The organism is Blastococcus sp. SYSU DS0533, from assembly GCF_054050775.1.
Genome location: NZ_JBJGZZ010000005.1, coordinates 80,676 through 106,205 on the forward strand (window position 1 = coordinate 80,676; position 25,530 = coordinate 106,205).

Below are 25,530 nucleotides of genomic sequence, written 5' to 3' on the forward strand. Positions count from 1 at the left end.
CACGATGCAGACCTTCGTGCCGGTGGCCGACTTCGAGGAGAGCGCGCGGCTGCTCGACTCCCCGCGGCTGGGCAAGCAGCGGGTGGAGACCCTGCAGATCCTGCGCGCGCTGGAGCTGCCCGACTACGGCTGGGCGAGCCACCCGGTGGTCGCGATGTGGCGGGGGCGCACTCCCGCGCTGGTGAGCTACGGGCTGGCCATGGTGCGGGTCTGGCGGGAACGCGGCTTCGCCGACAGCACCGAGACGCTGATCGGGGAGTTCGCCCCGGAGGTCGTCGGTGTCCCCCAGGCCGAGCTGGCCGCGGCCGGCCTGCTGCCCTCCTGGGTGGGCGACGAGGAGCTGCACCGCTCGCACCGGTCGAACCTCATCGCGAAGGACCCGGAGTTCTACCGCGGCCGGTTCGCCGAGCTCTTCGGCCCGGAGCCCGACGACCTGCCCTACCTCTGGCCGGGGCCGGACGACGTCCCGCCCGCACCCGCGCCCGAGGGGGTGCGGGTGTGGGTGGTGCGGCCGCGCTCGCACAACGAGCTCGGTGCCTGCCTGGCGGCGGGTGTGGTCGGGCTGGGCACCCAGTCGGGCATCGACGTCGACGCGAGCGGGATGGAACCCGCGGAGCTGCGGGCGCTCTCCAAGGAGATCTCCGGCCGCCGCCCCGCGAAGGACCTGCGCCAGCTCTCGGCCTTCCTCGACCAGGTGCGACCCGGCGACCCGGTGGCCCTGCCGGTCGAGCACGGCGCCGGTCTGCTGCTGGGCGAGGTGGTGGGGGAGTACCTGTTCCAGGGGCGCGAGCTCCTGCCGCACCGCCGGCCGGCCCGCTGGGACCGGGTGGTGCCGCGGGCGGCCGCCCGGCCGCCGGCGACCCTCCAGGACCCGCGGGCCCTCTTCCAGGTGACGCTCGACCCCGCCGTCCTGCGCTAGCCCGGGCGCGGCACGTTCTGCAGCCGCACATGCCCGCGGGCCACCAGCTTGCCGTCCTCCCGGGTGAGCGAGACCTGCCACAGCTGCTGGGTGCGGCCCTGCTGGACCGGCTCGGCCACGACGTCGACCCGGCCGCCGGTGACGCTGCGCAGGAAGTCGGTGCTGTTGTTCACCCCGACGGCGAACCGGCCGCTCTCACGGACGGCCAGGCTCGCCCCGATGCTGGCCGCGGACTCGACCACCGTGCAGTACAGCCCGCCGTGCACGACGCCCCAGGGGGTGTGGTGGTCGGGGCCGAGCTCCACGTACCCGGCCACGCGGGTGCCGCTGGCCTCGGTGACCTCGAAGCCGGCCGCCGCGACGAAGGCGCTCGCGGCCCGGCGCTCGACGGGCTCGCTCACGCGTCCCACACCAGGCAGAAGGGGTGGCCCGCCGGGTCGGCGTAGACGCGGAAGTCGCCCCCGCCCCCGGGCAGCTTCCGGGCGCCCAGGGCCAGCACCTTCGGCTCGGCCTCCTCGATGTCGGCGACGCGGATGTCCAGGTGGAACTGCTGCGGGCGGTCGGGGTCGGGCCAGTCCGGCGGTTGGAGGTCCGGCGCCTGCTGGAAGGCCAGCCGGTAACCGGCGCCGGTGACGACGACCCAGTCGTCCCCGGGCCCGCCCCGGCTGATCTGCATGCCGAGCAGGTCGGCGTAGAAGCCGGCGAGGGCGTGCGCGTCAGGTGCGTCGAGCACGACGGAGTGGAGTTGACCGATCATGGCGCCATCCTGGCCCGCCGCACCGACGGCCGACAGCCGGAGCACGGCCCCGGACCGCGGGGATCCCGCCGGGACGCCGTCGGGGGGCGTACCGCAGGATCGGGGGCATGCCCGACCCCGCCGCACCCGTCCTCGGTTCGCTGACCTGGTCGCCCGCCGCCGACCGGCCCGAGCTGCTGGCCCCGCCGGTGGCCACCGCGCTGCCGGTGCTGGCCGGTCCGGCGTGGGTCGCGGAGATCGCCGACGACCTCGCCGACACCGCCGCCTTCACCGACGCCTACGGGGTGCCGCTGGCCGCGTCGGCCAACTGCGTCGTCGTCGCGGCCCGCCGGGGAGGGGAGACGACGCTGGCCGCCTGCCTGGTCCTCGCCACCACGCGCGCCGACGTCAACGGGCTGGTGCGGCGGCACCTGGGCGCCCGCAAGGCGTCGTTCGCACCGCAGGACGTCGCCGTCGCCGAGAGCGGCATGGCCTACGGCGGGATCACCCCGATCGGGCTGCCCGCCGCCTGGCCGGTCCTCGTCGACGCCGCCGTCGCCGCCGCCGAGCTGGTCGTCATCGGCTCGGGGACCCGCGGCAGCAAGCTGGCCGTCCCCGGGGCGGTGCTGGCCGCGCTGCCTGCCGCGCAGGTGCTGGAGGGGCTGGGACAGCCGCTGCCCGCCGAGGCGCCGGCGCCGCCTGCGCAGCCGCTGCGGCTGGACCGGGCGCCGGACGACACCGACGTCGGCTGGGGGGAGCGGCCCGCCGAGGGGTCCGACGACGACCGGCGCTACTACGAGGACCGGCCGCCGCACTGGGGCAGCGACTAACGGCCCTCGTGCAGGGTCTCGCCGCGAGCTTGCGAGTGGTGGGGGGCACGAGGGTCCTTCTGCTGCTGCGCGCGGAGCAGGTCGCGGATCTCGACGAGCAGCTCGACCTCCGTCGGCGCCACCGGGCCGGGCTCCTCGCCCGTCGCACCCCGTTCCAGCAGCTTCTTCATCGGGGTGACGACGACGAAGTAGACGACGGCCGCGGTCAGCACGAAGGTGATCACCTGGTTGACGAAGCTGCCCCAGGTGAACACCTGGCCGTCCACGGTGACGGTGCCCCCGTCCACCCCGCCGCCGCCGACCAGGCCGATCAGCGGCTCCAGGAACGACTCGGTGAACGAGTTCACCACCGCGGTGAACGCGGCGCCGATGACGACCGCGACCGCGAGGTCGACGACGTTGCCGCGGAGCAGGAAGTCCTTGAATCCCTTCAGCATGGGGGTCATCCAACCTGCTCCCCGGGGCCCGCGACGGAGGTCTCGCCGGATCGGGGTGGCGGCAGGCTGACGGTCAGCGTGGCGGTGGCCGCGGCCGCGGCGAGCCGCGCCGCGGTGTCCCCGTCGACGGCGAGGACCAGCAGCCCGGCATCCGCGTCGCCGTCGTCCCCGGCCGGCGCGGCGAGCACCAGCGCGCCGGCCGCCACCCGCTCGGCGGGGCCCGCGTCCGGGCCGGCCGCCAGCACGTCGACCCGGTCACCGGCGCGCAGCAGCGCCGCGACGGCGAGGTCGGCCAGCCGCACCGGGGCGGCGACCTGGCCGGCGGGCAGCTGGGCGGTCAGCCCCGCCCCGACCAGCCGGGCGTCGGTGAGCGGTTCGCCGCGGCGGACGTGCCCGGCGAGCACCCGCTGAACGAGTTCCTCCGGGGCGGACACCGCGCCGTCGGGCACCGCGCCGGGGGGCAGCCGGACGAGCGCCAGGTGGTCGGGGTCCAGCGCCGTGCCGGCGGGCAGGTCGCCGGCCGCCACAACGACGTCGACCCCGCGTGGTTCCGCTCCGCCGGCCGGGGCCGGCGCGGGGCGCAGCGCCAGGCCGAGGGCGAGCGCGGCCAGCAGCGCGGCGACCAGCCGGCGGGCGGTCAGCAGAGGGAAGCGGGGGCGGCGCAGACGGGACACGCTCCTGACCCTGCCCGGCGCGGTGGGCGCGCGGAAGCGGTCGGGCGCGGGCTGTGGAGCGGCGGCGGGGCTGTGGAGGAGCCCGCCGTCGTCGCGCTAGTTGGCGGCCTTGGCCGCGCTGCCGGAGGTGGACGCCGGGGTCGAGGCGGGGGCGGCGGAGGAGCTCTCCTTGGCGGGCGTGGAGGAGGTGCTCGACGAGGAGCCGTTGCTGCCCGCCTTCTCCGACGCCTTGCCGTTGGAGCGGCTGTCGGTGCGGTAGAAGCCCGACCCCTTGAAGACCACGCCGACCGAGCCGTAGACCTTGCGCACCGCGGCGCCGCACTCGGGGCACTCGGTCACCGGGGCGTCGGTGAAGGACTGCACGACCTCGAACTCGTGCTTGCCCTCGGCGTTGGTGCAGGCGTACTGGTACGTGGGCACGGCGTGGCTCTCCCTGGTCGTGCGGAGGTAGGGGCCCGGGTTGGCACTCGCACCCGGAGACTGCCAATGATGCGCCATGCTGGGACCCGTCGTCCACGTCTGACGACGAGCATCACCTCCGTGCCGCCCGAGCGGGTGCCGCTGCGCCGGCTGGTCGCGCGGCCCCTGACCTGGCCGGCACGCGGCCGCGGTACCACGCCGTGAAGAGCGCGACGGCCAGGAGCAGCTCGGCGAGGTCGCCTCCGTGGTACATCCACCGGGCGGCCAGCTCGCCCCGCGCCACGGTGTGCCCAGCCCCGGGCGGAAACAGCGGGGCATGGGCGTAGAGGAGCTTGGCGAGGTAGCCGTGCGCGGCGGTGGACGCGAACAGGGCGGCCGACCGCGTGACCATGCCCGGCCGCCCCGGTGCCGGGTCGGGGCCGGCGACTGCCCAGACGAACAGGCTGCCGGCGAGGACGAAGTGGACGTTCAGCAGGGTGTGCAGCAGGGTGTTGCCCGTGGTCGCGGCGTAGAGGGGCGTGAGGTACAGCAGGTAGAGGGAGCCGGTGGCGAGCGCCGCGGCGGTGAACGGGTGGCCGAGCACGTGCAGGTACCGGCTGCCGAGGACCGCGCCGATGCGCCGGCGCACCGGTGTCGAGGACGCGCGCAGCAGCAGCGTGACCGGCGCGGCCAGGACCAGCCCGAGCGGCGCGAACATGCCCAGCATCAGGTGCTGCACCATGTGCCCGGTCGGGTCCCGGTGGGCGAACGCCACCAGCGGCGGGGAGACGGCGACGGCGACGAGGACGACGCCCGCCGCCCAGCTCGTCGTCCGCGCGAGGGGCCACGGCCGCTCCAGCCGGCGCTGCGCGCGCCCGGTCGCGGCCAGGTAGACCGCGATCGCCCCGCCCGCCAGGAGGACGGTGGCGAGCCAGTGCCCGGTGGCGAGGGCGGCCGCCGGGGCGTGCTGGTGCTGCACGTCAGCCGGCCCGGCCGGCAGCTCCCGCCGTGCGGCCCTCGTCGCGGCTGCGCACGGCCAGCACGATGCCGATCAGCAGCAGGATGCCGCCTGCGGCGTTCCAGGCCAGGTCGTAGGGCAGCAGGTCGACGCCGTAGCGGACCTGGTGCACCCGCAGGACCTTGTGGTCGACCAGACCGTCGAACAGCTGGAAACCGCCGGCACCCAGGAACAGCCCCGCCCAGGCGGACCGCGGCGCGAGCGCCTGCCGTCGTCGCAGGTCGGCGAAGAGGAAGAAGCCGGCGACGAGCAGGAGGAGCTCGGCGGCGTGCAGCAGCCCGTCGGACATCAGGGCGACGCTGCCGGTGGAGCGGTCGTAGAAGTGGTGCCAGGCGAGCACCTGGTGGAACACGATCTCGTCGACCGCCGCCATCAGGCCCACCCCGATGACCGCCGCCACCAGCATCGACCGCCGGCGGTCCGGGCGGGCGACGTCCGCGCGGGTCCGGCCCGGGTCCGCTGCCATGCTGCCCGCCTCCCCGCCCCAGCCCTGCTGCCCGGACCCATCCTGTACCGGGCACGTGACGCCCGCCTCCCCGCGCACGGGCCGGCCGCACGGCGCCCCCGACCGTGCGGTCCCGCCTAGCGCGTGGCGAGCCGGAGCCGGACCGCCCGGTAGGCGACGCCCACGGCGAACACGACGACGCCGCCGACCACCGCCTCCACCGGCAGCGAGGCGACCAGCACCAGGCAGCCGACCACGCCGAGCACCTGCAACGGGCGGGGGAAGCGGCGGTGCGCGCGCTCCTGGGTGAAGGCGGCCGCGTTGGCGACGGCGTAGTAGAGCAGCACGCCGAAGGACGAGAAGCCGATCGCGCCGCGCAGGTCGACCGTGACCACCAGGAGGCAGACGACCGCGGCCAGGGCGAGCTCGGCGTGGTGCGGGACGGAGAAGCGCGGGTGCACGGCGGCCAGGAAGCGCGGGAGGTCGCCCTGCCGGGCCATCGCCAGCCCGGTGCGGCCGACCCCGGCGACCAGCGCGAGCAGGGCACCGAGCGAGGCAGCGGCGGCGCCGATCCGCACGACCGGCTCCGCCCACGCCCACCCGCCGGCGTCCACCGCCGCCGCCAGGGGCGCCGAGGTGGCGGCGACGCCGTCCGGGCCGAGGGTCACCAGCACCGCCACGGCGACCACCGCGTAGACGGCGACGGCGATGCCGAGCGCCAGGGGGATCGCCCGGGGGATGGTGCGTGCCGGGTCGCGCACCTCCTCGCCCATCGTCGCGATGCGCGCGAAACCGGCGAAGGCGAAGAACAGCAGGCCGGCCGACTGCAGGGTGCCGTGCACGCCGCCCCCGGTGACCGTCCACCCGGCCAGGCCGTCCGTGGTCGCCCCGCTGCCGAGCAGGCTCGCGGTGACCGCCACGGCCAAGGCGACCAGGACGACGGTGACGATGACCCGGGTCACCCCGGCGGTGCGGGTGACGCCCCGGTAGTTGACCGCGGTGAGGCCCAGCACCGCGGCCACGGCGACCGGCCGCTCCCAGCCCGCCGGTGCCGCGTAGGCCGCGAAGGTGAGCGCCATCGCCGCGCAGCTGGCCGTCTTGCCGACGACGAAGCCCCACCCGGCGAGGAAGCCCCACCACGGGCCGAGCCGCTCGCGGCCGTACACGTAGGTGCCGCCGGAGGTGGGGTACTGCGCGGCCAGCTGCGCCGAGGCGGTCGCGTTGCAGTAGGCGACCACCGCGGCCAGCGCCAGCCCGACGAGCAGGCCGGCGCCGGCCGCCTGCGACGCGGGGGAGAAGGCGGCGAACACCCCGGCGCCGACCATCGAGCCGAGCCCGATGACCACGGCGTCGGTGGTGCCCAGCCGGCGGACCAGGGTGGGACCTGTGCTCACGGTGCTCCTCGCTGCGGCGTCGGCCGACGATAGCGGGGCGGTCAGCGGTGCGCGGTGGCCTCGTGGTGGGTGTGGGCGGCGGTCTCCAGCTGGAAGGTGGAGTGCTCGATGCCGATCGGGAAGTGCTGGGCGAGGCAGGCCTGGAGCTGGTCGAGGACCTGCGGGGCGTGCCCGTCGTGGAAGCAGCCGTCCTCGACGACGACGTGTGCCGACAGCACCGGCAGCCCGCTGGTGATCTGCGAGGCGTGCAGGTCGTGCACCCCGATCACGTGCGGCAACGCGAGCAGGTGCGCGCGCACGGCGTCGAGGTCCAGTCCCGGTGGCGTGCTCTCCAGCAGCACCGAGACGGTCTCCCGCAGGAGCCGGATCGTCCGCGGCACGATGAGCGCGACGATGACCAGCGAGGCGACGGCGTCGGCCTGCAGCCACCCGGTCAGCGCGACGACGGCCGCCGCCGCCAGCACCGCGACCGAGCCCAGCGCGTCGTTGACCACCTCCAGCAGCGCGGCCCGCATGTTCACGTTCCCGCCGTGCCCGCCCCGGGTGAGCACCGCGATGCCGGCGAGGTTGGCGGCCAGCCCGATGCCGCCGAACACCAGCACGGCGGTGGAGGCGATCTCCGGCGGGTCGGCCAGCCGGGAGAACGCCTCGACCGCGATGTAGCCGCCGACGGCCAGCAGCACGGCGGCCTGGAGCGTCGCCCCCAGCACCTCGGCACGCCGGTAGCCCCACGTGCGCCGGGACGTGGCCGGCCGCGCGGCGAGGGTCGCCGCGGTCAGCGCGATGACCAGCCCGGCGGCGTCGGTGGCGGCGTGCGCGGCGTCGGCGAGCAGCGCCAACGAGCCCGAGACCAGCGCCCCGACCAGCTGCACCACGAGCACGCCCGCCGTCAGGGCCAGCACCACCGCCAGGCGGCGCCGGTCGCCCGTCGCCGCGCCGTGGCCGTGGTCGTGCCCGCTGCTCACCGTGGCGTCCCCGGGCCCCCGCAGCAGGTGTCGACCGCCCCCTCCGGGCCGGGGCGGCCGGGCGCGCAGCAGCCCTCGCCACGCCACGCCTCGATCCCCTCGCGCAGGGCCACGGCCGCGATGACCACCCCGGCGACCGGGTCGGCCCAGCTCCAGCCCAGCCAGGCGTTGAGCACCAGCCCGGCGAGGACGGCGGCGCTCAGGTAGGTGCACAGCAGCGTCTGGGTGGAGTCGGCGACGACGGCGCCCGAGCCCAGGGCCCGGCCGGTGCGCCGCTGGGCCCAGGAGAGGAACGGCATGACGACCAGGGAGACCGCGGCCAGTGCGATGCCGACCGGGGAGGCGTCCGGGTCGCCGCCGGCCACCAGCGCACGCACCGACTCGAACGCCACGTAGGCGGCCAGGGCGAAGAAGGAGACGGCCATCAGCCGCAGCGCCTGCCGCTCCCGGGTCTCCGGCAGGTGGTGCCGGAACTGCCACAGGATGATCAGCCCGCTGGACACCTCGACCACGGAGTCCAACCCGAAGCCGACCAGCGCGACCGACCCGGCGACCAGTCCGGCGGCGATGGCGATGACCGCCTCGACGAGGTTGTAGGCGACGGCGGTGCCGGCGAGCAGCTGCGCGCGCCGGCCGAGGCGGGCGCGCTCGGCCGCGGTGGGCGCGGGACGGGCGGTCGTCCCGGCGCTCATCGGGCCGGCTCCTCGCCGTAGGCCGGGCACAGCGTCACCGCGTCCCCGGTGGCGGCCAGCAGCCGCTCCGCGGCGGCGAGCAGCCCGAGCACCTCCGGCGTCGCGGCCAGCGACCACAGCGACGCCCGCCCCTGCGCACGGGAGCTGACCAGGCCGCAGTCCCGCAAGCACGCCAGGTGCGCCGACACGGTCGACTGGGCGAGCCCGAGGTGGCGGGTCAGCTCCACCACCTTGTGCTCGCCGAGCGCCAGGTGTCGCACGATCGCCAGCCGGCTGGGGTCCCCGAGGCTGCGGAACAAGCAGGCGGCGGCCGACAGCGCCGCCGCCTCGTCGACCGGGGGGGCGGTCGACGGGTCGGTCATCATCGTCACCCGGCGATGATAGCGCCGCCGGGAAGCGACGGTCAGCCGGTGACGTACTCGGCGAGGTGCTCCCCGGTGAGGGTGGACCGTGCGGCGACCAGGTCGGCCGGGACGCCTTCGAACACCACCCGGCCGCCCTCCGAGCCCGCGCCGGGGCCGAGGTCCACGATCCAGTCGGCGTGGGCCATGACCGCCTGGTGGTGCTCGATGACGATCACCGTCGTGCCCGAGTCGACCAGCCGGTCGAGCAGCCCGAGCAGGTTCTCCACGTCGGCCAGGTGGAGGCCGGTCGTCGGCTCGTCGAGGACGTAGACGCCGCCCTTCTCGGCCATGCGCGTGGCCAGCTTCAACCGCTGGCGCTCGCCGCCGGAGAGGGTGGTGAGCGGCTGGCCCAGCGTGAGGTATCCCAGCCCGACGTCGGCCAGCCGGTCGAGGATCGCGTGCGCGGCCGGGGTGCGCGCCTCGCCGCCGCCGAAGAACTCCTCGGCCTCGGCGACGCTCATCGCGAGCACCTCGGCGATGTCCTTCCCGCCCAGCCGGTACTCCAGCACCGCGGCCTGGAAGCGCTTGCCCTCGCACTCCTCGCAGGTCGACTCCACCGTTGCCATGACGCCGAGGTCGGTGTAGATCACGCCGGCGCCGTTGCACGTCGGGCAGGCGCCCTCGGAGTTGGCGCTGAACAGCGCGGGCTTGACGCCGTTGGCCTTGGCGAACGCCTTGCGGATCGGCTCCAGCAGGCCGGTGTAGGTGGCGGGGTTCGACCGGCGCGAGCCCCGGATCGCGGACTGGTCGACGACGACCACGCCGTCGCGGCCGGCGAGGTTGCCGTGGACGAGGGAGCTCTTGCCCGACCCGGCCACACCGGTGACCACGGTGAGCACCCCGGTGGGGATGTCGACGTCGACGCCCTGCAGGTTGTTCTGCCGCGCCCCGCGGATCTCCAGCGCGCCCTCGGGCGTGCGCACCTGCGGCTTGAGCGCGACCCGGTCGCCCAGGTGGCGGCCGGTGCGGGTGCCGCTGCGGCGCAGCCCCTCGACGCTGCCCTCGAACACCACCTCGCCGCCCTCGCTGCCGGCGCCGGGACCGAGGTCGACGACGTGGTCGGCGATGGCGATCGTCTCCGGCTTGTGCTCCACGACGAGCACGGTGTTGCCCTTGTCGCGCAGGCGCAGGAGCAGGTCGTTCATCCGCCGGATGTCGTGCGGGTGCAGCCCGATGGTCGGCTCGTCGAAGACGTAGGTGACGTCCGTGAGCGACGACCCGAGGTGGCGGATCATCTTCGTGCGCTGCGCCTCGCCGCCGGACAGCGTCCCCGCCGGGCGGTCCAGGGAGAGGTAGCCCAGACCGATCTCGACGAAGGAGTCGAGGGTGTGCTGCAACCCGGCCAGCAGCGGTGCGACGGAGGGGTCGTCGAGGTCGCGCAGCCAGGCGGCGAGGTCGCTGATCTGCATGCGGCAGAGGTCGGCGATGTTCTTGCCGCGGATCCTCGACGACAGGGCCTCGGCGCTCAGCCGCGTCCCGTCGCAGTCGGGGCAGGTCTCGAAGGTCACGGCCCGCTCGACGAACCGGCGGACGTGCGGCTGCATCGCCTCGACGTCCTTGCTGAGCATCGACTTCTGGATCTTGGGGATCAGGCCCTCGTACGTGAGGTTGACCCCCTCGACCTTGACCTTGGTCGGCCCGGCGTGGAGGAGCGTGTGCAGCTCCTTCTTCGTGAACTCCGCGATCGGCTTCTCCATGGGCAGCCCGGCACCGGCGAAGATGCGGCCGTACCAGCCGTCCATGCTGTAGCCGGGCACCGTCAGGGCGCCCTCGGCGAGCGACTTCGAGTCGTCGTACAGCGCGGTGAGGTCGATGTCGTTGACCGACCCCATGCCCTCGCAGCGCGGGCACATGCCGCCGAGCCGGGTGAACGTCACCTTCTCGGCCTTGGTCCCGGCCCCGCGTTCGACCGTGATCGCCCCGCTCGCCGAGACCGAGGGCATGTTGAACGAGTAGGCGTTCGGCGAGCCGAGGGAGGGCTCCCCGCGCCGGCTGAACAGGATCCGCAGCATCGCGTTGACGTCGGTGGCGGTGCCCACGGTGGAGCGCGGGTTCGCCCCCATGCGCTCCTGGTCGACGATGATGGCCGTCGTCAGGCCCTCGAGGACGTCGACGTCGGGCCGGGCGAGCGAGGGCATGAAGCCCTGCACGAAGGCGCTGTAGGTCTCGTTGATCATCCGCTGCGACTCGGCGGCGATCGTGCCGAACACCAGCGAGCTCTTGCCGGACCCGGAGACGCCGGTGAACACGGTGAGCCGCCGCTTGGGGATCTCGACGCTGACGTCCTTGAGGTTGTTCTGCCGCGCCCCGACCACCCGGATCAGGTCGTGGGCGTCGGCGGCGTGCACCGCGATCCGCTCGGTCAGCGTGCTCATCGTCTCTCCGTCCGTCCGGGCGCCCCGCCGGTCCGGCGAGGGCCCGGTGTCTACCAGGGGCGTCCGACAGGGATGACCGTCCGGGCCACGACTCCTCAGCGCAGCTCCTGGATGCGGACGGTGGTGCCGGCCGGATCGCGGAACGCGCAGTCGCGCACCCCGTAGGGCTGGTCGGTCGGCTCCTGCATGACCTCGGCGCCGGTGGCCTGGATGCGCTCGAAGGCGGCGTCGACGTCCTCGGTGGCGAGGACGACCGAGGCGTAGGTGCCCTTGGCCATCATCTCGGCGATGGTGCGCCTCTCGTCCTCGGTGATGCCGGGGTCCGCGGCCGGCGGGTGCAGCACGAGGGAGGTCGCGGAGCCGTCGGCGGGGCCGACGGTGAGCCAGCGCATGCCCTCGTAGCCGACGTCGTTGCGCAGCTCGAAGCCCAGGGCGTCGCGGTAGAAGGCCAGGGAGGCCTCCGGGTCGTCGTGTGGGAGGAAGGTGTGGTGGATGCTGAGGTCCATGCCGGTCACGCTAGGGACGGCGCCGGTGCCGGCGCTTCTCGATTCCTGACCGGTCTGGTCACCTGCTTGGTGGTGCACGAGGGGATTCCCGCCGTGGCCGCCGCGGCCTCCCGCCGGTAGGTGCTCGGCGGCAACCCGACCAGCTCGGTGAAGCGGGTGCTGAAGGTGCCCAGCGACGAGCAGCCCACCGCGAAGCAGACCTCGGTGACCGTCAGGTCGCCCCGGCGCAGCAGCGCCATCGCGCGCTCGATGCGCCGCGTCATCAGGTAGGCGTAGGGGGACTCGCCGTAAGCCCGTCTGAACTCCCGGCTCAGGTGCCCGGCCGACATGTGGGCGCCCCGGGCGAGCGAGGCGATGTCCAGCGGCCGGGCGTACTCGCGGTCGATGCGGTCCTTCACCCGGCGCAACCGCGCGAGGTCGCGCAGGTGCGGGTCGGCGGCCGCTCCGCTGGTCACGGGCCGGATCGTGCCACGGGACCGCTCCCGCGTCAGCGGCCCTGGCGCTCCCGGTAGCGGGCGGCCCGCCGGGCGGCCGCGGCGCGCTTGCGCTCGGTCTCGGCCCGCTGGCCGGCCAGCCCGGCGCGCTCCCGGGCGGCGGTCGCGGTGCCGGCGGGGTAACCGGCCTTCACGACCCGGTTCTCGGTGGTCTCGGGCATGTAGGCCAGGGAGAAGATCAGCGCGAGGAAGATCCCGCCTCCGGCCACCGCCAGCCGCAGCTCCAGCGGCGCGGGGAGGAACGCGACGACGAGCGCGATGGGGACCGCCAGCTGGACCAGCGTCCGGAGGAGGTGCCGGGCCCACCACGTGCCCGTGGTCGTGTCGTGCAGCACCCAGCCGCGGTGCCGCTCGGGCAGCCCGCCACCGAGGGCGTACCAGAACCACCGGTGCGGAGCCGGGCGCACCACGGGGTCGGGCGTCCTGTCCGCGTCACGGTCCACGGGGCCATGGTCCCAGTGCCGCCTCTTGCGGGGGCGGTCACCCCAGGTGGCGCAGGAAGGAGCGGGGATCGGTCAGGAACTGCTGCCAGTGGGCCGTCAGCTCGAGGTCGTCCCAGGTGGTCTCCCGCAGACCCCACGGGCCGACCTCCAGCAGCCGGGCACCCGGCAGGGCGGCCAGCACGGGGGAATGGGTGGCGACCACGACCTGCGCGCCCTGCGAGACGAGATCGCCGAGCCGGGCGACGAGGGAGAGCGCGCCGGTGAAGGAGAGGGCGGCGTCCGGTTCGTCGAGCACGTACAGGCCCGGACCGCGCGCACGGTCGCCGAGCAGGGACAGGAACGCCTCGCCGTGGGAGAGCTCGTGGAAGGCCGTCTCGGCGCGGTGGGGGTTCCGGTTGTCCTCCAGGTAGCTGTAGAGCCCGTGCAGGGTCTCGTCCCGCAGGAAGTACGCCCAGCGGGGAGCCCCGGGGCTGCGCTCCACCACCAGGTCGAGACCGCCCGGCTCGCTCGTCCGGGTGCGGTGCCGGGCGGCGGCCGACCCACCCTCGGAGTTGAGCCCCAGAGCCGCCGCCAGCACCTCCAGCACCGTCGACTTGCCCGAGCCGTTCTCGCCCACGAACACCGTCGCGCCCGCCGCGAGCTCCAGCCCCTCGCGGAGGATCTGCGCGACCGCCGGCACGGTCGCCGGCCAGGTGCCCGCAGGCTGCGGCGGCGCGGCGGGGTCGGGCTTGAGCCGGCGCACGGGTCGGCGGTCCACGCGGGCCATCCTGGCTCAGTCCGGCCCCTCCCGGGCACCGCCCCGAGCTCGCGAGGAGTGGGGAGGAGGGGGTCCTTCATCAGCGGCCGAGGTGGCGGTAGCGGTGCAGCCGGGTGCGGAAGCGCTCGGTGTCGTCGCGGCCGAGCAGCCCGGCCAGCTCCTCGCCCAGGACCCGGCCCAGCCGCAGGCAGAACTCGGCCGGCTCGTCGGCGGCGTCGGGCCGCTCGGGCACCACGCGGTCGACGATCCCGGCCCGCCAGAGGTCGGTGGCCCGCACCCCCTGGTGCGCGGCCATCTCGCCGGCGCGGTCGACGGTGCGGTGCACGATCGCGCTGGCGCCCTCCGGCGGCAACGGCCCCAGCCACCCGTTCGCGGCGGCGAGGACCCGGTCGGCCGGCACGAGGGCCAGCGCACCACCACCGGTGCCCTGGCCCAGCAGCACCGCGAGGGTCGGCGCCTTGAGCACGACCAGGTCGTGCAGGCAGCGCGCGATCTCCCCGGCCAGCCCGCCCTCCTCCGCCTCGCGGGAGAGCGCTGCGCCGGGAGTGTCGATGAGCGTGACCAGCGGCAGCCGCAGCTGCTCGGCCAGGTGCATGCCGCGGCGCGCCTCACGCAGCGCCGCCGGCCCCAGCGGCGCGGACAGCGACTGGCCGCGCCGGTCCTGCCCGAGCACGACGCACGGCGCCCCGCCGAAGCGGGCCAGTGCAAGCAGCAGCCCGGGATCCTTCTCGCCGGCGCCGGTGCCGGAGAGCCCGACGACGTCGGTCGCCGCCGTCCGCAGCAGCCGCCGGACACCGGGGCGGTCCTCCCGCCGCGACGCCGTCACGACCTCCCACGCGGTGCGCCCGTCCTCCGGGTCGTCGGAATCGGTGCCGTCCTCGGCGGTGGGCCGTTCGGCGTCCCGGACGTCGAGGTGCCAGGTCTGCCGGGCCGAGAGCACCCGCAGCGCGCGGTCGGCGACCTCCGCGATCTGCTCCGGCGGTACCACCGCGTCGATCAGTCCGTGCTCGGCCAGGTTCTCGGCGGTCTGCACGTCGGCCGGGAACGGCTCGCCGTACAGCGCCTCGAACACCCGGGGGCCGAGGAAGCCGATCGAGGCCCCGGGCTCGGCGATGGTCACGTGCCCGAGCGACCCCCAGGAGGCGAGCACGCCGCCGAAGGTGGGGTGGCGCAGGTAGACCAGGTAGGGGAGGCCCGCCTCCTTGTGCCGCGCGATGGCGGCGGTGATGCCGATCATCTGCAGGAAGGCCACGGTGCCCTCCTGCATCCGGGTGCCGCCCGAGACCGGGGCCGCCAGCAGCGGCAGCCCTTCCTCGGTGGCGCGCTCCACCGCCGCGATCAGCCGCTCCGCGGCGGCGACCCCGATCGACCCGGCGAGGAAGCCGAACTCGCCGGCGACGACGGCCACCCGGCGCCCGCGCAGGCGGCCCTCACCGGTGATCACCGACTCGTCCTGCCGTGACCTCTCGGCGGCGCGGGCGAGCTCGGCGGCGTAGTCGGCCGGGACGTCGCGGTCCGGGACCGGCGAGTCCCAGGACCGCCACGAGCCGGGGTCGAGGACGAGGTCGCGCAGCGTCCGGGCGTCGGGGCGACCGCTCACGCGCGGGGCCCGTTCAACCAGGCGCGGATGGCATCCCCGTCGGCGCCCAGCACCGGGGGAGCCGTGTGCTCGCGGCGGGTCGTCTCGGTCTCGCCGTCGGCGCCCGGGGCGAAGAAGCGCAGCGGCGGGCCGGGCAGCTGGAGCCGGCCCAGGGTGGCGTGGTCGACGTCGACCAGCAGCCCCTGGGACAGCGCCTGGTCCCAGCCGTACACCTCGTCGATGGTGCGGACCTTGCCCGAGGGGATGCCCACCTTCGCCAGCCGGGCCAGCAGGTCCTCGGCGGGGATGTCGGCGAACGCGCCCTCGAGCAGCGCGATCACCTCGGCGCGGTGCTCCACGCGGTCTCCGTTGGTCGCCATCCCGGGTGCCTCGGGGTCGAACCCGAACTCGGCGCACAGCTTGCGCCAGAGCGAGTCGTTGGCGCATGCGACCTGGACGCTGCCGCCCTGGCAGTGGAACAACCCGTAGGGCGCGATCGAGGGGTGGTGGTTGCCCTGCGCGGCGCCGACCTCCCCGGCGACGGTCCACCGCGTGCCCTGGAACGCGTGCACGCCGACGATGGCGGCGAGCAGCGAGGTGCGCACCACCTGGCCACGACCGGTCCGGCCCCGCTCGATCAGGGCGGCGAGCACGCCGTAGGCCCCGTACATCCCGGCCAGCAGGTCGCCGATCGGGACGCCGACCCGCTGCGGGTCGTCCGGCCCGGACCCGGTGAGCGACATCAGCCCGCCCTCGCCCTGGGCGATCTGGTCGTACCCCGCGCGACCGCCCTCGGGGCCGTCGTGGCCGAAGCCGCTGATCGCGAGGGTCACCAGCCGCGGGTTGAGCTCGGCCAGCACGTCGGTGCCGAAACCCAGGCGGGCCAGCGTGCCGGGCCGGAAGTTCTCCAGCAGCACGTCGGCGCGCTGGAGCAGGCCGGTCAGCACCGTCTTGTCGGCCTCGGCCTTGAGGTCGAGGGTGATCGACTCCTTGTTCCTGTTCGTCGACAGGAAGTACGTCGACTCGCGGTCCCCGTGCTCGGGCTGCACGAACGGCGGCCCCCAGCTCCGGGTGTCGTCACCGGTGCCCGGCGTCTCCACCTTGATGACCCGGGCACCGAGGTCGCCCAGCATCATCGCGGCGTGCGGCCCGGCGAGGGCGCGGGTCAGGTCGACGACGAGGACGCCGTCCAGCGGTCCGGGCATGGCTTGCTCCCTCGCTCGGGGGGCGCGGCTCCGGTGGCTGCGCTCCGGAAGTGTCTCAGCGCTGAGGTATTCCTGGCCAGCCGGGTCACAGCCAGCCGGGGACGACGAACACCAGCCACGCCAGCAGCGGTCCGACGGCCACCACGATCCCCGCGTACCCGAGGATCTGCTTGTAGAAGCGGTCCTTGTCGACGGCCTGGGCGTTGGCCAGGACCAGCGCGCCGTTGGTCGAGAAGGGGCTCACGTCGACGATCGTCGAGGCCACCGAGAGGGCGACCACGACGCCCACGGCGCTGATCGAGCCGGCTTCGAGGAACGGCACCGCGAGCAGGATCGCGACGCCGATGATCGCCGTCGAGGACGCGAACGCCGACACCACGCCGCCGATGTAGGCCAGCAGCAGCGCGATGAGCAGCGGCACGCCCAAGCCGATGACGGCGTCGCCGACGTAGTCGATCGTGCCGGCCTCCTCGAGGACGAAGACGAAGGTCAGCACACCGGCGATGAGCAGGACGGTCGACCAGCTGATCTGGCTGACCGCGCCCTTGTGCTGCTGCGCGGAGAACAGCGCCAGGACGACGGCGACGGTGATCGCCACGAAGCCGATGTCCAGGTCGAAGGCGAGCGCCAGGACGGCGACGACGACCAACCCGACGAGCGTCAGGACCTGCTCGAAGCGCACGGGCGCCGGGCGGTCCGGGTGGATGTGCTCGTCGTCGTCCCCACCGACGCCGGGGCCGGGTGCGGCGCCGTGGCCGCGCACGAGGGTGCCGTGAGCGTGCTCGCTGTGCGGGACGGGTTCGGCGGCGACCTTGCGGCCCAGCAGCTTGCGGCCGCCGAGGACGAAGAACAGCACCAGCGCGATGGCGATGTTGAAGAACAGCGCACCGAGGAAGACCGCCAGCGGGCTGCCGGGCAGGCCCTCGCCCTCGACGATCGAGTTCACCGTGACGCCGTAGACGCTGATGGGGGAGAAGCCGCCGCCCTGGGCGCCGTGGATGACCATCATCCCCATCAGGAGCGGGCTGATGTCGTGCCGGGCGGCGAAGGTGAGCGCGATCGGGGCGATGATCGCCACCGCCGCCGGCGAGAGCGCGCCGATGGCGGTGAGCACGGCGGTGACGAAGAACATGATCCAGGGGATGGCCGCCACGTGGCCGCCGACCAGCCTGACCGCGCCCCGGACCAGCAGGTCGACGGTGCCGTTGTTCTGCGCGATCGCGAACAGGTACGTGACCCCGATCAGGGTCAGCACCAGGCCGGCGGGGAAGCCGGCGATGATGTCGTCGGTCGTGAGCCCGACCGAGAGGGTGCCGACGACGAAGGCGGCGACGAAGGCGAGCGCACCCATGTTGATCGGCAGGACGGTCGCGATCGCGAAGATCACGACGAGGGCCACGATGGTGACGATCTCGGGCGACACGGTCACTCCACGGCGTCGGGGGGCTGGGGTGCGCCCACTGTGTCAGTGACCCGCCGGTAGCGCCTGCCATCCGCCGGACGGCGTGACCACCGCCGTCACCCGCACGTCGTGCGGTTCGGTGGGCAGCCGGTCGACCAGCTCGTCGTCGAAGACCACGGCGACCAGCACCGCGCCGGCCGGGACGTGCCGCAGTGCGCGGTCGTAGTACCCGCCACCGCGGCCCAGCCGAGCGCCGTCCCGGGCGACCGCGGTCGCCGGTACCACGACGGCGCCGGCCGCGGCGAGCGCGCCCGGGCCCAGCCGTGGGCCGACCGGTTCGAGCAGCCCGAACCGGCCGGGGGCGAGCTCCCCGGTGTGCACCGCCCAGTCCAGCTCCCGGCCGCGGGCGGGGACGACGGGCAGCAGCACCCGGGCGCCGGTCGCGGAGAGCGCACCCGGCAGATGCCCGTGGCCGGCCTCGGTCGCGTCGGGGACGAACGCGGCGACGGTGGGGAGCCCCGCGAGCCGCCCGGACAGCGTCGCGGCGACCGACCGGGCGGCCCCCGCCCGCTCGTGGGCGGGGCGCTCCGCGCGGCGTCGCAGCAGCTCCGCGCGGAGAGCGGCCTTGGCGGTGGCCCCCTGCGGCGAGGTGCTCACCGGCGCAGGCTAGCTAGGCTGCGCTGCATGTCGACGCCCAGCACCCGTCCGGCCCGGAAGGCGGTCATCCCCGTCGCAGGCATGGGCACCCGCTTCCTGCCGGCCACGAAGGCCGTCCCGAAGGAGCTGCTCCCGGTCGTGGACCGGCCGGCCCTCCAGTACATCGTCGAGGAGGCCGCCCGCGCCGGGCTGCCCGAGGTGCTCATGGTGACCGGCCGCGGCAAGGGGGCCATCGAGGACTTCTTCGACCGCACCCCCGAGCTCGAGACCGCCCTCGAGAAGAAGGGCGACGAGGGGCGCCTCGCCGCCGTGCGCGAGTCGACCGAGGTCGCGCAGGTGCACTTCGTGCGGCAGGGCGAGGCCCGCGGGCTGGGCCACGCGGTGCTGCAGGCGGCCGCCTTCGTCGGCGACGAGCCGTTCGCGGTGCTCCTGGGCGACGACCTGATCGACGCCCGCGACCACCTGCTGGAGCAGATGCTGGCCGTCCAGGCCGAGCACGGCGGCTCGGTGATCGCCCTGCTCGACGTCGGGCGGGAGAACATCGACAAGTACGGCGCGGTGGCGGTCGAGCCGACCGGCGACGGCGGTGACGTCGTGGCGGTCACCGGTCTGGTGGAGAAGCCCCCCGTCGACGAGGCTCCCAGCAGCCTGGCGATCATCGGGCGCTACGTGCTCGCGCCGGAGGTCTTCGACGTCCTGCGGGAGACCGCACCCGGGCGCGGCGGCGAGATCCAGCTGACCGACGCCCTGGCCACCCTCGTCGAGCGCGGCGAGCCGGTGCACGGCGTCGTCTTCGGTGGCCGCCGCTACGACACCGGCGACAAGCTCGACTACCTCAAGGCGGTCATCCGGCTGGCCGCGGAGCGCGACGACCTGGGCCCGCCGCTGCGCGGGTGGCTGCGCGACTTCGTCACCGAGCTGCCCGCAGAGGGCGCGTCGCCGTCCTGACCGGCGCCCGCGAGGGCACGATCGGACCTGCGGCACGACGCCGGCCCCGTCCGGGGCCGGCGCTGCCGCACGGGGCGGTGCCGGCGGACGGCACGGCGGGACGACGGTGGTGAGGATGCCCGGGCAGAGCGAGGACGGCAGCAACGGCGGGGGGTTCCCGGGTCACCGGGACACCGCCCAGGTCGACGTCCCCGTGGCCCCGCCCCGGCGGACCGGCCCGGGCGGCGGCCCGCCGGCCCCCGCCTCGGGTCCGCTGCCGGCGCAGCGGGCGCTCACCGGGCCGGTGCCGCTGCCGGCCGACGGCCGCTCCGACGCCTCGCCCCTCGTGCGCACCGTCGAGCGGCACCTCGACGAGATCCTCGCGGCCGTGCCGCAGCCGGACCCAATCGAGCTGGCCGTCCTCGACGCGCAGGGGCTGCTCTGCGCCGAGGACGTCGTCAGCCAGCGGGCGCTGCCGGCGTTCGACCAGGCGGCCCTCGACGGCTACGCAGTCCGGGCCGAGGACGTCGCCGCGGCGACCGTCGCCCGGCCGGTGGAGCTGCCCGTCGTGGGGGAGAGCGCGGCGGGGGCCAGCGAGCCGTCGTCGATCGGCCCGGGGCTGGCGATGCGGGTCGCCGCGGGGGCGATGCTCCCGGCCGGCGCCGACGTCGTCGTCCCGGCCGTGTGGACCGACAACGGTGCGGCCCGGGTCGCCGTCCAGGCCGCACCCCCGGTGGGCAGCTACGTGCGCCGGACCGGTGACGACGTCGCCCCGGGTGATCCGGCCGTGCACGTCGGCACCCCGATCGGCCCGGCGCAGATCAGCCTGCTGGCCGCCGTCGGGCGCGACCGCGTCTCCGTCCGGCCCCGGCCGCGCGTGGCGGTGCTCAGCTCCGGCACCGAGCTGGTGGACATCAGCTCCCCCCTCGCGCCGGGTCAGGTGGTGGACGTCAACAGCTACGCGCTGGCCGCCGCCGCCCGGGACGCCGGGGCCGACGCCTACCGCTGGGGCATCCTCCCCGGCGACCAGCGCCGGCTGGCCGAGGTACTCGAGAGCCAGCTGCTGCGCAGCGACCTGGTGCTGCTCTCGGGCACCTTCACCGGCCCTGCCTTCGACATGGTGCAGGAGGCGCTCGCCTCCCTCGGGGGCATGCGCGTCAGCCAGGTGGCCATGCACCCCGGCCCGGCGCAGGGCTTCGGCCGGCTGGGGCGCGACCAGGTGCCGGTCATCGTGGTCCCGGGGGAACCGGTTGCGGCCCTGGTCGCCTTCGAGGTGTTCGTCCGGCCCGCCATCCGGCTGATGCTCGGCAAGCGGCAGCTGTTCCGCCGCACGGTCCAGGCGATCTCCGGCCAGCACCTGCTCTCGCCGCTGGGATACCGCCAGTACCTGCACGGCACCGTCATGCGCCACCCCGAGGGCGGCTACGTCGTCGAGCCGGTGGGGGAGGCCACCGACGCCCTGCTGGCCCGGATGGCGCGCGCGAACTGCCTGATCGTCATCGACGAGGACGTCACCGAGGTGGCCGCCGGCGGGCTGGTCACCGTCATGCCGCTGCTGCTCGGCGGCTGACGGCGCCTGTCATGACCGACCCGCTGCTGCACCCCGGCTGGCCCGCCCGGCTCGTCCGCGGGCCGGTGGAGCTGCACCCGCTGCGCCGCCGGGACGCCGCGGAGTGGAGCCGGTTGCGGCTGGCCAACGAGGACTGGCTGCGCCCCTGGGAGCCCACGGCCGCCGTCTCCTGGCAGGCCCGGCACACCCCCGCGAGCTATCGGGCGATGCGCCGGGTGATGGCCCGCCGCGCGCGGATGGGCACCTCGCTGCCCTTCGCGATCCGCGTCGAGGGCCGGTTGGCCGGTCAGGTCACCGTGGACAACGTCGTGCGCGGTGCGCTCCGCGCCGGGTACCTCGGCTACTGGGTCGACCGGTCGGTGGCCGGCCGCGGGATCGCCTCCCTGGCCGTGGCCCTGGTGTGCGACCACGCCTTCGGCCCGGCCGGGCTGCACCGGCTCCAGGCCGACATCCGCCCCGAGAACGGCCCCAGCCAGCGGCTGGTCGAGCGGCTGGGCTTCCAGCGCGAGGGGCTGCTGCGCCGCTACCTCGACATCGACGGCGACTGGCGGGACCACGTGAGCTACGCGCTGCTCGCGGAGGACCTGCCGCGGGGGGTGCTGGACCGCTGGGAGCGGTCGGCCCCGGGTCGACCGGTCGACTGATCGGCACGTCGGCATAGCACGCACGGTGGCCGGCGCCGGGGTGGTCGCGGCGGACACGCCGGCTCCTGCCACACCGGTCCCACAACACATCGGCGACACGCCCGCGCGCCTCCCCGACGCCATCCTCCGCGGTGCATAACCTCGCCCGGCGAGTGACTGATGTGACAGGTGGTGTCGTATGGGATCGGGTGTGCTGCTGGCCGCTCTGGTCGTGCTGTGGTTCGTCGTGCTGGTGCCCATGGTGGTGACCCGCGGCGACGGGCAGGACGGCCGGTTCGAGGCCGCCGACTCGGGGCGGACGCTGCAGCGGCGTCGCGCGGTGGACCCCGTGCGGCACGCGGAGACCGAGCGGGTGTCGATCGACCGCGAGGTGCTGCGCACCTCCGGTGAGCTGAAGGTGGACGTGCACGCGCTGCGCCGCCGGGTGCTGGGGGGCCTGGTGCTGCTCACCCTCGCCTCGCTGGTCGGTGCCCTGCTGCTCACGCCGTGGCTGTGGGCCCTCCAGGCGCTCGCCACCCTCGCCACCGCCGGCTACGTGCTGGTGCTGCGCAAGGTCGCCCGCCGCGAGCGGCTGGCCGCCCGCCGGGCCGCCCGCGCCGCGGCCCGCCAGTCGCTCCGCGCGCCGGCCCGGCCGGCCGCCCGGCCCGCGCCGGCGCCCGTGCAGCGGACGTCGCCGGAGGTGCACGAGACGGTCGCCCAGGAGGCGCTGCCGGTCCTGTCGCACCCCAGTCTCCCGCTGGCCCCCGTGCGCGCCCTGCGCCCCGGCCGCGTGGTCGCCGCGCGCACCCCGGCTCCGGCCGGGTGGCAGAACAGCGCGGTCGTCGGGCTGGACGACGACGACATCGGTTTCGCCGACATCGACGAGTACCCCGCCGCCCGGGCGGCCAACGGCTGAGGGGGCACCCCCAGGCCCCGGCCGCGCGCTCGCGGCGGGATGGGCAGGGGGCGGCCCCGCCCCGGTGGCGGGGCCGGGGAGCGCGGGCGGTAGTCTTTCACCCGCACAAGGGGCTGTGGCGCAGACCGGTAGCGCACCTCGTTCGCATCGAGGGGGTCAGGGGTTCAAATCCCCTCAGCTCCACCACACGACGTATCGGCGCCGTCGGGGAACCTCCCCGGCGGCGCCGTCGTCGTCCGCGGCCAGGGCTGATCGGGCCGTCCCGTGCCGCTAGGCCGCCCCGCGGCACGGGACAGGGCGTCCCCGCGGGAGTCGGTTCGATGGTTGGGTCACCGGTCGGGGCCTCCCCGGCGCCGCGACGCGCCCGTGGGCGGGCCGGCGACAGCGCCGCCACCCGGCAGCTCGTCATCGACGTCGCCGCCCGGGAGTTCGGCGAGCGCGGCTACGCGACCACCTCGCTGAGCGGCATCGTCGCGGGTACCGGCATGACCAAGGGCGCGCTCCACTGGCACGTCGAGTCCAAGAGGAGCGTCGCCGTCGCCGTCGTCCCCCAGATGTTCGAGACCTGGCCGGCGCTGCTGCGCGGCGTCGGGGAGTTCCGCGACGACGCGCTCGACGCCCTGGTCACGGCCACCTGCGTCGCCGGGCGGCAGTTCGCGACCGACCCGGTCACCCGCGCGTCGAAGCGGCTCATGTCCGAGCTGCCCCCCGAGGCGCTGGCGAAGCTGCCGCAGCCTACGTCGGCTGGCAGCACGCGCTCACGCGGCTGATCACCCAGGGCCAGGGGCGCGGCCAGATCGACCGCGCCGGCCCGGCCGGGACCGCGCAGGTGGTCGTCGCCAGCTCCTCCGGCATGCAGCAGCAGGTGTCGCAGGAGCTGAGCGCGCGGCGCGACCTGAAGGGCGGCTGGACCCCTTCTGGGCGCTGGTCCTCCCGCAGCTCTGCCCCCAGCCCCCGCCTGAGCCGCTCGCGGGGGCGCCCGGCCGGGCGGCCACCCCGCCGTCCGGGCCGAGCGGTCCCGCGGGGGTGGACACGTGTACCCCCCGGGGGTATAGTCACCGTGTTCCTGAGGAGAGGAGGCGTGATGACCGAGCAACGGCACGACCAGATGGCCCGGCCCGCGGGCGCAGACGGCCACGGCGGGCACCGGCACGACGACCCGGTCACCGGCCGGGCCCTCACCAGGCTGGCGGTCAGCGCCACGCTGCACTGCCTCACCGGCTGCGCGATCGGCGAGGTGCTCGGCATGGTCATCGGTACCGCGCTGGGCTGGTCCGACGGGGCCACCATCGCCCTCGCGGTGGGCCTGGCCTTCCTCTTCGGCTACTCCCTGACGATCACGCCCGTGCTGCGCTCGGGGCTGCCGCTGCGCGCGGCGGTGCGGGTGGCCCTGGCCGCGGACACCCTCTCCATCCTCGTCATGGAGGTCGTCGACAACGGCATCATGCTGCTCGTCCCGGGCGCGATGGAAGCGGGGCTGGCCTCGCCCCTGTTCTGGGGCGCGCTCGCCGTCGCGCTGGCGGTTGCCTTCGTCGTCACCGTCCCGGTCAACCGCGCGCTGATCGCGCGGGGGCGGGGGCACGCCGTCGTCCACCGGTACCACTCCTGAGCGGGCCGCCCGCCGCTCAGAACCAGGAGGGGAACCACATCCGCTGCACCCACTCGGCGTACGAGAGGGGCTGGCCGGTGAGCACGGGCCAGAAGAAGGCGAAGGTCGCCGCCACGACCGCCACGTAGCCGCACGCGGTGACCAGCCCGATGCGGCGTCGCCACGACCCGGTCCCCGGCCGGCCGACGACGTCCTGCAGCAGCAGGGCGATCGCCAGCACGAAGAACGGCAGCACCGGCGCCATGTAGAAGAGGAACATCGTGCGCTCGGGGTTGAGGAACCACGTGAGCCAGCCGGCCGCGATGCCGACCGCCACGGGGACCGCGGCCGGGTCCCGGCGGGCGACGATCCGCCAGACCAGCCAGACCATGGCGGGGGCGAAGAGGAACCAGAGCGTCGGCGTCCCGACCATCAGGATGTAGCGGATCACCTGCTCGCCGTCGGCGTCGGTGAGGCCCTGCGGGTTCCAGAGCAGGATCGGCCGGCCGGTGACCAGCCACGACCAGGGCCCCGACTCCCACGGGTGCGGGCTGGACAGGCCGCTGTGGAAGCGCAGCCACTCGGCGTGCTCGTGCCACAGCGAGCGCAGCGCGTCCGGCACCCACGGGAACGCCGTCTCCGGGTTGCGCTGCGCCCACGACCGCCCCTGCGAGGTCTCGCCGAGGAACCAGCCGGTGAAGCTGGCCAGGTAGGTGAGCACCGGGACGGCGGCCAGCGCCCACAGCGCGCCGGGCAGCCCCCGGCGGGCCGCTGTCCACGTCGGCCTGGGGACCCCGGTCGCGCGCCAGGCGGCCCGGTCCCAGCACAGCGAGAGGACGGCGAAGAACGCGAGGAACCAGACGCCGCTCCACTTCACCGCGCAGGCGCAGCCGAACAGGACCCCGGCCGCGATCCGCCAGCCGCGCGGCCCGAGCCGGAAGCCGCTCGCGCCGACCTCGGCGGCCGCCCGTACCCGGGCGCGCACCACGTCCCGGTCGACGACCAGGCAGGAGACCGCGGCCAGCACGAAGACCTGCAGGAAGATGTCGAGCAGCCCGATCCGCGACAGCGTGAACTGGAAGCCGTCGACGAGCAGCAGCACCCCGGCGAACAGGCCGACCAGCGTGGAGCCGGTGAGCCGCCGGGCGAGCCGGAACAGCAGCACCACGGCGATGGACCCGGCCACGGCGGAGGGAAAGCGCCAGCCGAAGGAGTCGTAGCCGAACACCTGCTCGCCCAGCGCGATCAACCACTTGCCCAGCGGCGGGTGCACGATGAACGAGTAGCCGCGGTTGTACTCGAAGCCCCAGGTGAGCAGCTCGCGGGCCTCGGGCGGGTAGTAGGCCTCGTCGAACACCAGCTCCCGCGGGTAGCCGATGCCCCAGAGCCGCAGGGTCAGCGCCAGGGCGCCCAGGACCGCGGCGATCGTCCACGCCGTCCGCCGGTCGTCCGGCAGCGGTGGGAGGACGTCGCGGCGCCGCGCGGGGAACGGTGGCCGGCGCAGCCGGGGCGCCGGCCGGCGCGGGGGCACCTCCGGGTCGGGCTCCGCCCGCCCGGGTGCCAGCACCACCATGC

At 75.2% G+C, this 25,530-nt stretch carries 29 protein-coding genes and 1 tRNA gene; 9 read left to right on the forward strand and 21 right to left on the reverse strand.

What is annotated here, in order from left to right; genetic code table 11:
- Positions 1-4 precede the first annotated feature (4 nt).
- Positions 5-919 carry an MSMEG_6728 family protein gene (locus ACI79W_RS08330; RefSeq protein ID WP_456561607.1) on the forward strand — a complete coding sequence of 305 codons (915 nt, stop codon included), beginning with the start codon at positions 5-7 and terminating at the stop codon, positions 917-919.
- On the opposite strand, the gene ACI79W_RS08335 is transcribed toward ACI79W_RS08330, so the two are convergent.
- A complete protein-coding gene (locus ACI79W_RS08335) occupies positions 916-1,320 on the reverse strand; it encodes a PaaI family thioesterase (protein WP_456561608.1) in 405 nt (134 codons plus the stop codon). The genes ACI79W_RS08330 and ACI79W_RS08335 overlap by 4 nt on opposite strands.
- The gene (locus ACI79W_RS08340) at positions 1,317-1,676 is read right to left on the reverse strand and encodes a VOC family protein (RefSeq protein ID WP_456561609.1); all 360 of its coding nucleotides are present in this window, start codon (positions 1,674-1,676) and stop codon (positions 1,317-1,319) included. Before ACI79W_RS08340 ends, ACI79W_RS08335 begins: the two co-directional genes overlap by 4 nt.
- A gap of 107 nt (positions 1,677-1,783) precedes the next feature.
- Between ACI79W_RS08340 and ACI79W_RS08345 the strand changes: the two genes are divergently transcribed.
- A complete protein-coding gene (locus ACI79W_RS08345; RefSeq protein ID WP_456561610.1) occupies positions 1,784-2,485 on the forward strand; it encodes a YbaK/EbsC family protein in 702 nt (233 codons plus the stop codon).
- Here ACI79W_RS08345 and mscL read toward each other — a convergent pair.
- From mscL to ACI79W_RS08435, 18 genes are all read right to left on the reverse strand, one after another.
- Positions 2,482-2,931 carry a large conductance mechanosensitive channel protein MscL gene (mscL, locus tag ACI79W_RS08350; protein WP_456561611.1) on the reverse strand — a complete coding sequence of 150 codons (450 nt, stop codon included), beginning with the start codon at positions 2,929-2,931 and terminating at the stop codon, positions 2,482-2,484. The two genes, ACI79W_RS08345 and mscL, sit on opposite strands and share 4 nt — an antisense overlap.
- Positions 2,928-3,596, reverse strand: coding sequence for a Flp pilus assembly protein CpaB (cpaB, locus tag ACI79W_RS08355; protein ID WP_456561612.1), 669 nt, complete (start codon positions 3,594-3,596; stop codon positions 2,928-2,930). Before cpaB ends, mscL begins: the two co-directional genes overlap by 4 nt.
- Positions 3,597-3,692: 96 nt before the next feature.
- Positions 3,693-4,016 carry an FmdB family zinc ribbon protein gene (locus ACI79W_RS08360; RefSeq protein WP_456561613.1) on the reverse strand — a complete coding sequence of 108 codons (324 nt, stop codon included), beginning with the start codon at positions 4,014-4,016 and terminating at the stop codon, positions 3,693-3,695.
- Positions 4,017-4,128: 112 nt separating this feature from the next.
- The gene (locus tag ACI79W_RS08365; RefSeq protein WP_456561614.1) at positions 4,129-4,974 is read right to left on the reverse strand and encodes a cytochrome c oxidase assembly protein; all 846 of its coding nucleotides are present in this window, start codon (positions 4,972-4,974) and stop codon (positions 4,129-4,131) included.
- A 1-nt stretch (position 4,975) separates the two neighbouring features.
- The gene (locus tag ACI79W_RS08370) at positions 4,976-5,479 is read right to left on the reverse strand and encodes a DUF2243 domain-containing protein (protein WP_456561615.1); all 504 of its coding nucleotides are present in this window, start codon (positions 5,477-5,479) and stop codon (positions 4,976-4,978) included.
- Positions 5,480-5,595: 116 nt separating this feature from the next.
- Positions 5,596-6,852, reverse strand: coding sequence for an APC family permease (locus ACI79W_RS08375; protein WP_456561616.1), 1,257 nt, complete (start codon positions 6,850-6,852; stop codon positions 5,596-5,598).
- 41 nt (positions 6,853-6,893) lie between these two features.
- Positions 6,894-7,817, reverse strand: a complete 924-nt coding sequence (locus ACI79W_RS08380; protein ID WP_456561617.1) for a cation diffusion facilitator family transporter — start codon at positions 7,815-7,817, stop codon at positions 6,894-6,896.
- Positions 7,814-8,509, reverse strand: coding sequence for a cation diffusion facilitator family transporter (locus ACI79W_RS08385; RefSeq protein ID WP_456561618.1), 696 nt, complete (start codon positions 8,507-8,509; stop codon positions 7,814-7,816). The genes ACI79W_RS08380 and ACI79W_RS08385 overlap by 4 nt, the downstream gene beginning before the upstream one ends.
- On the reverse strand, positions 8,506-8,874 hold the full coding sequence (locus ACI79W_RS08390; RefSeq protein ID WP_456561815.1) for an ArsR/SmtB family transcription factor: 369 nt from the start codon (positions 8,872-8,874) through the stop codon (positions 8,506-8,508). Before ACI79W_RS08390 ends, ACI79W_RS08385 begins: the two co-directional genes overlap by 4 nt.
- Before the next feature lie 38 nt (positions 8,875-8,912).
- Positions 8,913-11,288, reverse strand: coding sequence for an ATP-binding cassette domain-containing protein (locus tag ACI79W_RS08395; protein WP_456561619.1), 2,376 nt, complete (start codon positions 11,286-11,288; stop codon positions 8,913-8,915).
- Positions 11,289-11,383: 95 nt separating this feature from the next.
- Positions 11,384-11,794 carry a VOC family protein gene (locus ACI79W_RS08400; RefSeq protein WP_456561620.1) on the reverse strand — a complete coding sequence of 137 codons (411 nt, stop codon included), beginning with the start codon at positions 11,792-11,794 and terminating at the stop codon, positions 11,384-11,386.
- 5 nt (positions 11,795-11,799) lie between these two features.
- Positions 11,800-12,249: a helix-turn-helix transcriptional regulator gene (locus ACI79W_RS08405; RefSeq protein ID WP_456561621.1), complete on the reverse strand. Its 450-nt coding sequence runs from the start codon at positions 12,247-12,249 to the stop codon at positions 11,800-11,802.
- A gap of 32 nt (positions 12,250-12,281) precedes the next feature.
- Entirely contained in the window at positions 12,282-12,731 is a 450-nt protein-coding gene (locus ACI79W_RS08410) for a DUF5313 family protein (RefSeq protein ID WP_456561622.1), read from the reverse strand.
- A 37-nt stretch (positions 12,732-12,768) separates the two neighbouring features.
- Entirely contained in the window at positions 12,769-13,488 is a 720-nt protein-coding gene (locus ACI79W_RS08415; protein WP_456561623.1) for an AAA family ATPase, read from the reverse strand.
- A gap of 79 nt (positions 13,489-13,567) precedes the next feature.
- Complete coding sequence (locus ACI79W_RS08420; RefSeq protein WP_456561624.1) at positions 13,568-15,088, reverse strand: carboxyl transferase domain-containing protein; 1,521 nt, start codon at positions 15,086-15,088, stop codon at positions 13,568-13,570.
- Positions 15,085-16,272, reverse strand: coding sequence for a CaiB/BaiF CoA transferase family protein (locus ACI79W_RS08425; RefSeq protein ID WP_456561625.1), 1,188 nt, complete (start codon positions 16,270-16,272; stop codon positions 15,085-15,087). The genes ACI79W_RS08420 and ACI79W_RS08425 overlap by 4 nt, the downstream gene beginning before the upstream one ends.
- Positions 16,273-16,357: 85 nt before the next feature.
- Positions 16,358-17,695 carry an SLC13 family permease gene (locus ACI79W_RS08430; RefSeq protein ID WP_456561626.1) on the reverse strand — a complete coding sequence of 446 codons (1,338 nt, stop codon included), beginning with the start codon at positions 17,693-17,695 and terminating at the stop codon, positions 16,358-16,360.
- Between the two features lie 42 nt (positions 17,696-17,737).
- Positions 17,738-18,331 (reverse strand): 5-formyltetrahydrofolate cyclo-ligase, encoded by a 594-nt coding sequence (locus ACI79W_RS08435; RefSeq protein WP_456561627.1) that lies wholly within the window; start codon positions 18,329-18,331, stop codon positions 17,738-17,740.
- Positions 18,332-18,358: 27 nt separating this feature from the next.
- Here ACI79W_RS08435 and galU point away from each other — a divergent pair, with 27 nt between their 5' ends.
- From galU to ACI79W_RS08470, 7 genes are all read left to right on the forward strand, one after another.
- Complete coding sequence (gene galU / locus ACI79W_RS08440; RefSeq protein WP_456561628.1) at positions 18,359-19,279, forward strand: UTP--glucose-1-phosphate uridylyltransferase GalU; 921 nt, start codon at positions 18,359-18,361, stop codon at positions 19,277-19,279.
- A gap of 115 nt (positions 19,280-19,394) precedes the next feature.
- Positions 19,395-20,828, forward strand: a complete 1,434-nt coding sequence (glp, locus tag ACI79W_RS08445; protein ID WP_456561629.1) for a molybdotransferase-like divisome protein Glp — start codon at positions 19,395-19,397, stop codon at positions 20,826-20,828.
- An 11-nt stretch (positions 20,829-20,839) separates the two neighbouring features.
- On the forward strand, positions 20,840-21,472 hold the full coding sequence (locus ACI79W_RS08450) for a GNAT family N-acetyltransferase (RefSeq protein WP_456561630.1): 633 nt from the start codon (positions 20,840-20,842) through the stop codon (positions 21,470-21,472).
- Between the two features lie 178 nt (positions 21,473-21,650).
- Positions 21,651-22,367: a divisome protein SepX/GlpR gene (gene sepX / locus ACI79W_RS08455; protein ID WP_456561631.1), complete on the forward strand. Its 717-nt coding sequence runs from the start codon at positions 21,651-21,653 to the stop codon at positions 22,365-22,367.
- Between the two features lie 109 nt (positions 22,368-22,476).
- A tRNA-Ala gene (locus ACI79W_RS08460) sits at positions 22,477-22,553 on the forward strand.
- A 134-nt stretch (positions 22,554-22,687) separates the two neighbouring features.
- Positions 22,688-23,137, forward strand: coding sequence for a TetR family transcriptional regulator (locus ACI79W_RS08465; protein ID WP_456561632.1), 450 nt, complete (start codon positions 22,688-22,690; stop codon positions 23,135-23,137).
- Between the two features lie 314 nt (positions 23,138-23,451).
- Positions 23,452-23,976 carry a DUF4396 domain-containing protein gene (locus ACI79W_RS08470; RefSeq protein ID WP_456561633.1) on the forward strand — a complete coding sequence of 175 codons (525 nt, stop codon included), beginning with the start codon at positions 23,452-23,454 and terminating at the stop codon, positions 23,974-23,976.
- 16 nt (positions 23,977-23,992) lie between these two features.
- Here the strand turns inward: ACI79W_RS08470 and ACI79W_RS08475 are convergent, their stop codons facing one another.
- Positions 23,993-25,528, reverse strand: a complete 1,536-nt coding sequence (locus ACI79W_RS08475) for a dolichyl-phosphate-mannose--protein mannosyltransferase (RefSeq protein ID WP_456561634.1) — start codon at positions 25,526-25,528, stop codon at positions 23,993-23,995.
- Positions 25,529-25,530 lie beyond the last annotated feature (2 nt).

Bases quoted from the DNA above. Each gene is read 5' to 3' on its own strand.
- galU (WP_456561628.1), top strand. From the start codon at position 18,359: ATGTCGACGCCCAGCACCCGTCCGGCCCGGAAGGCGGTCATCCCCGTC.
- ACI79W_RS08450 (WP_456561630.1), top strand. From the start codon at position 20,840: ATGACCGACCCGCTGCTGCACCCCGGCTGGCCCGCCCGGCTCGTCCGC.
- ACI79W_RS08400 (WP_456561620.1), bottom strand. From the start codon at position 11,794: ATGGACCTCAGCATCCACCACACCTTCCTCCCACACGACGACCCGGAG.
- ACI79W_RS08465 (WP_456561632.1), top strand. From the start codon at position 22,688: ATGGTTGGGTCACCGGTCGGGGCCTCCCCGGCGCCGCGACGCGCCCGT.
- ACI79W_RS08340 (WP_456561609.1), bottom strand. From the start codon at position 1,676: ATGATCGGTCAACTCCACTCCGTCGTGCTCGACGCACCTGACGCGCAC.
- ACI79W_RS08345 (WP_456561610.1), top strand. From the start codon at position 1,784: ATGCCCGACCCCGCCGCACCCGTCCTCGGTTCGCTGACCTGGTCGCCC.
- ACI79W_RS08330 (WP_456561607.1), top strand. From the start codon at position 5: ATGCAGACCTTCGTGCCGGTGGCCGACTTCGAGGAGAGCGCGCGGCTG.
- ACI79W_RS08395 (WP_456561619.1), bottom strand. From the start codon at position 11,288: ATGAGCACGCTGACCGAGCGGATCGCGGTGCACGCCGCCGACGCCCAC.
- sepX (WP_456561631.1), top strand. From the start codon at position 21,651: ATGGGATCGGGTGTGCTGCTGGCCGCTCTGGTCGTGCTGTGGTTCGTC.
- ACI79W_RS08370 (WP_456561615.1), bottom strand. From the start codon at position 5,479: ATGGCAGCGGACCCGGGCCGGACCCGCGCGGACGTCGCCCGCCCGGAC.
- mscL (WP_456561611.1), bottom strand. From the start codon at position 2,931: ATGACCCCCATGCTGAAGGGATTCAAGGACTTCCTGCTCCGCGGCAAC.
- ACI79W_RS08425 (WP_456561625.1), bottom strand. From the start codon at position 16,272: ATGCCCGGACCGCTGGACGGCGTCCTCGTCGTCGACCTGACCCGCGCC.
- ACI79W_RS08390 (WP_456561815.1), bottom strand. From the start codon at position 8,874: ATGATGACCGACCCGTCGACCGCCCCCCCGGTCGACGAGGCGGCGGCG.
- glp (WP_456561629.1), top strand. From the start codon at position 19,395: ATGCCCGGGCAGAGCGAGGACGGCAGCAACGGCGGGGGGTTCCCGGGT.
- ACI79W_RS08470 (WP_456561633.1), top strand. From the start codon at position 23,452: ATGACCGAGCAACGGCACGACCAGATGGCCCGGCCCGCGGGCGCAGAC.
- ACI79W_RS08475 (WP_456561634.1), bottom strand. From the start codon at position 25,528: ATGGTGGTGCTGGCACCCGGGCGGGCGGAGCCCGACCCGGAGGTGCCC.
- ACI79W_RS08385 (WP_456561618.1), bottom strand. From the start codon at position 8,509: ATGAGCGCCGGGACGACCGCCCGTCCCGCGCCCACCGCGGCCGAGCGC.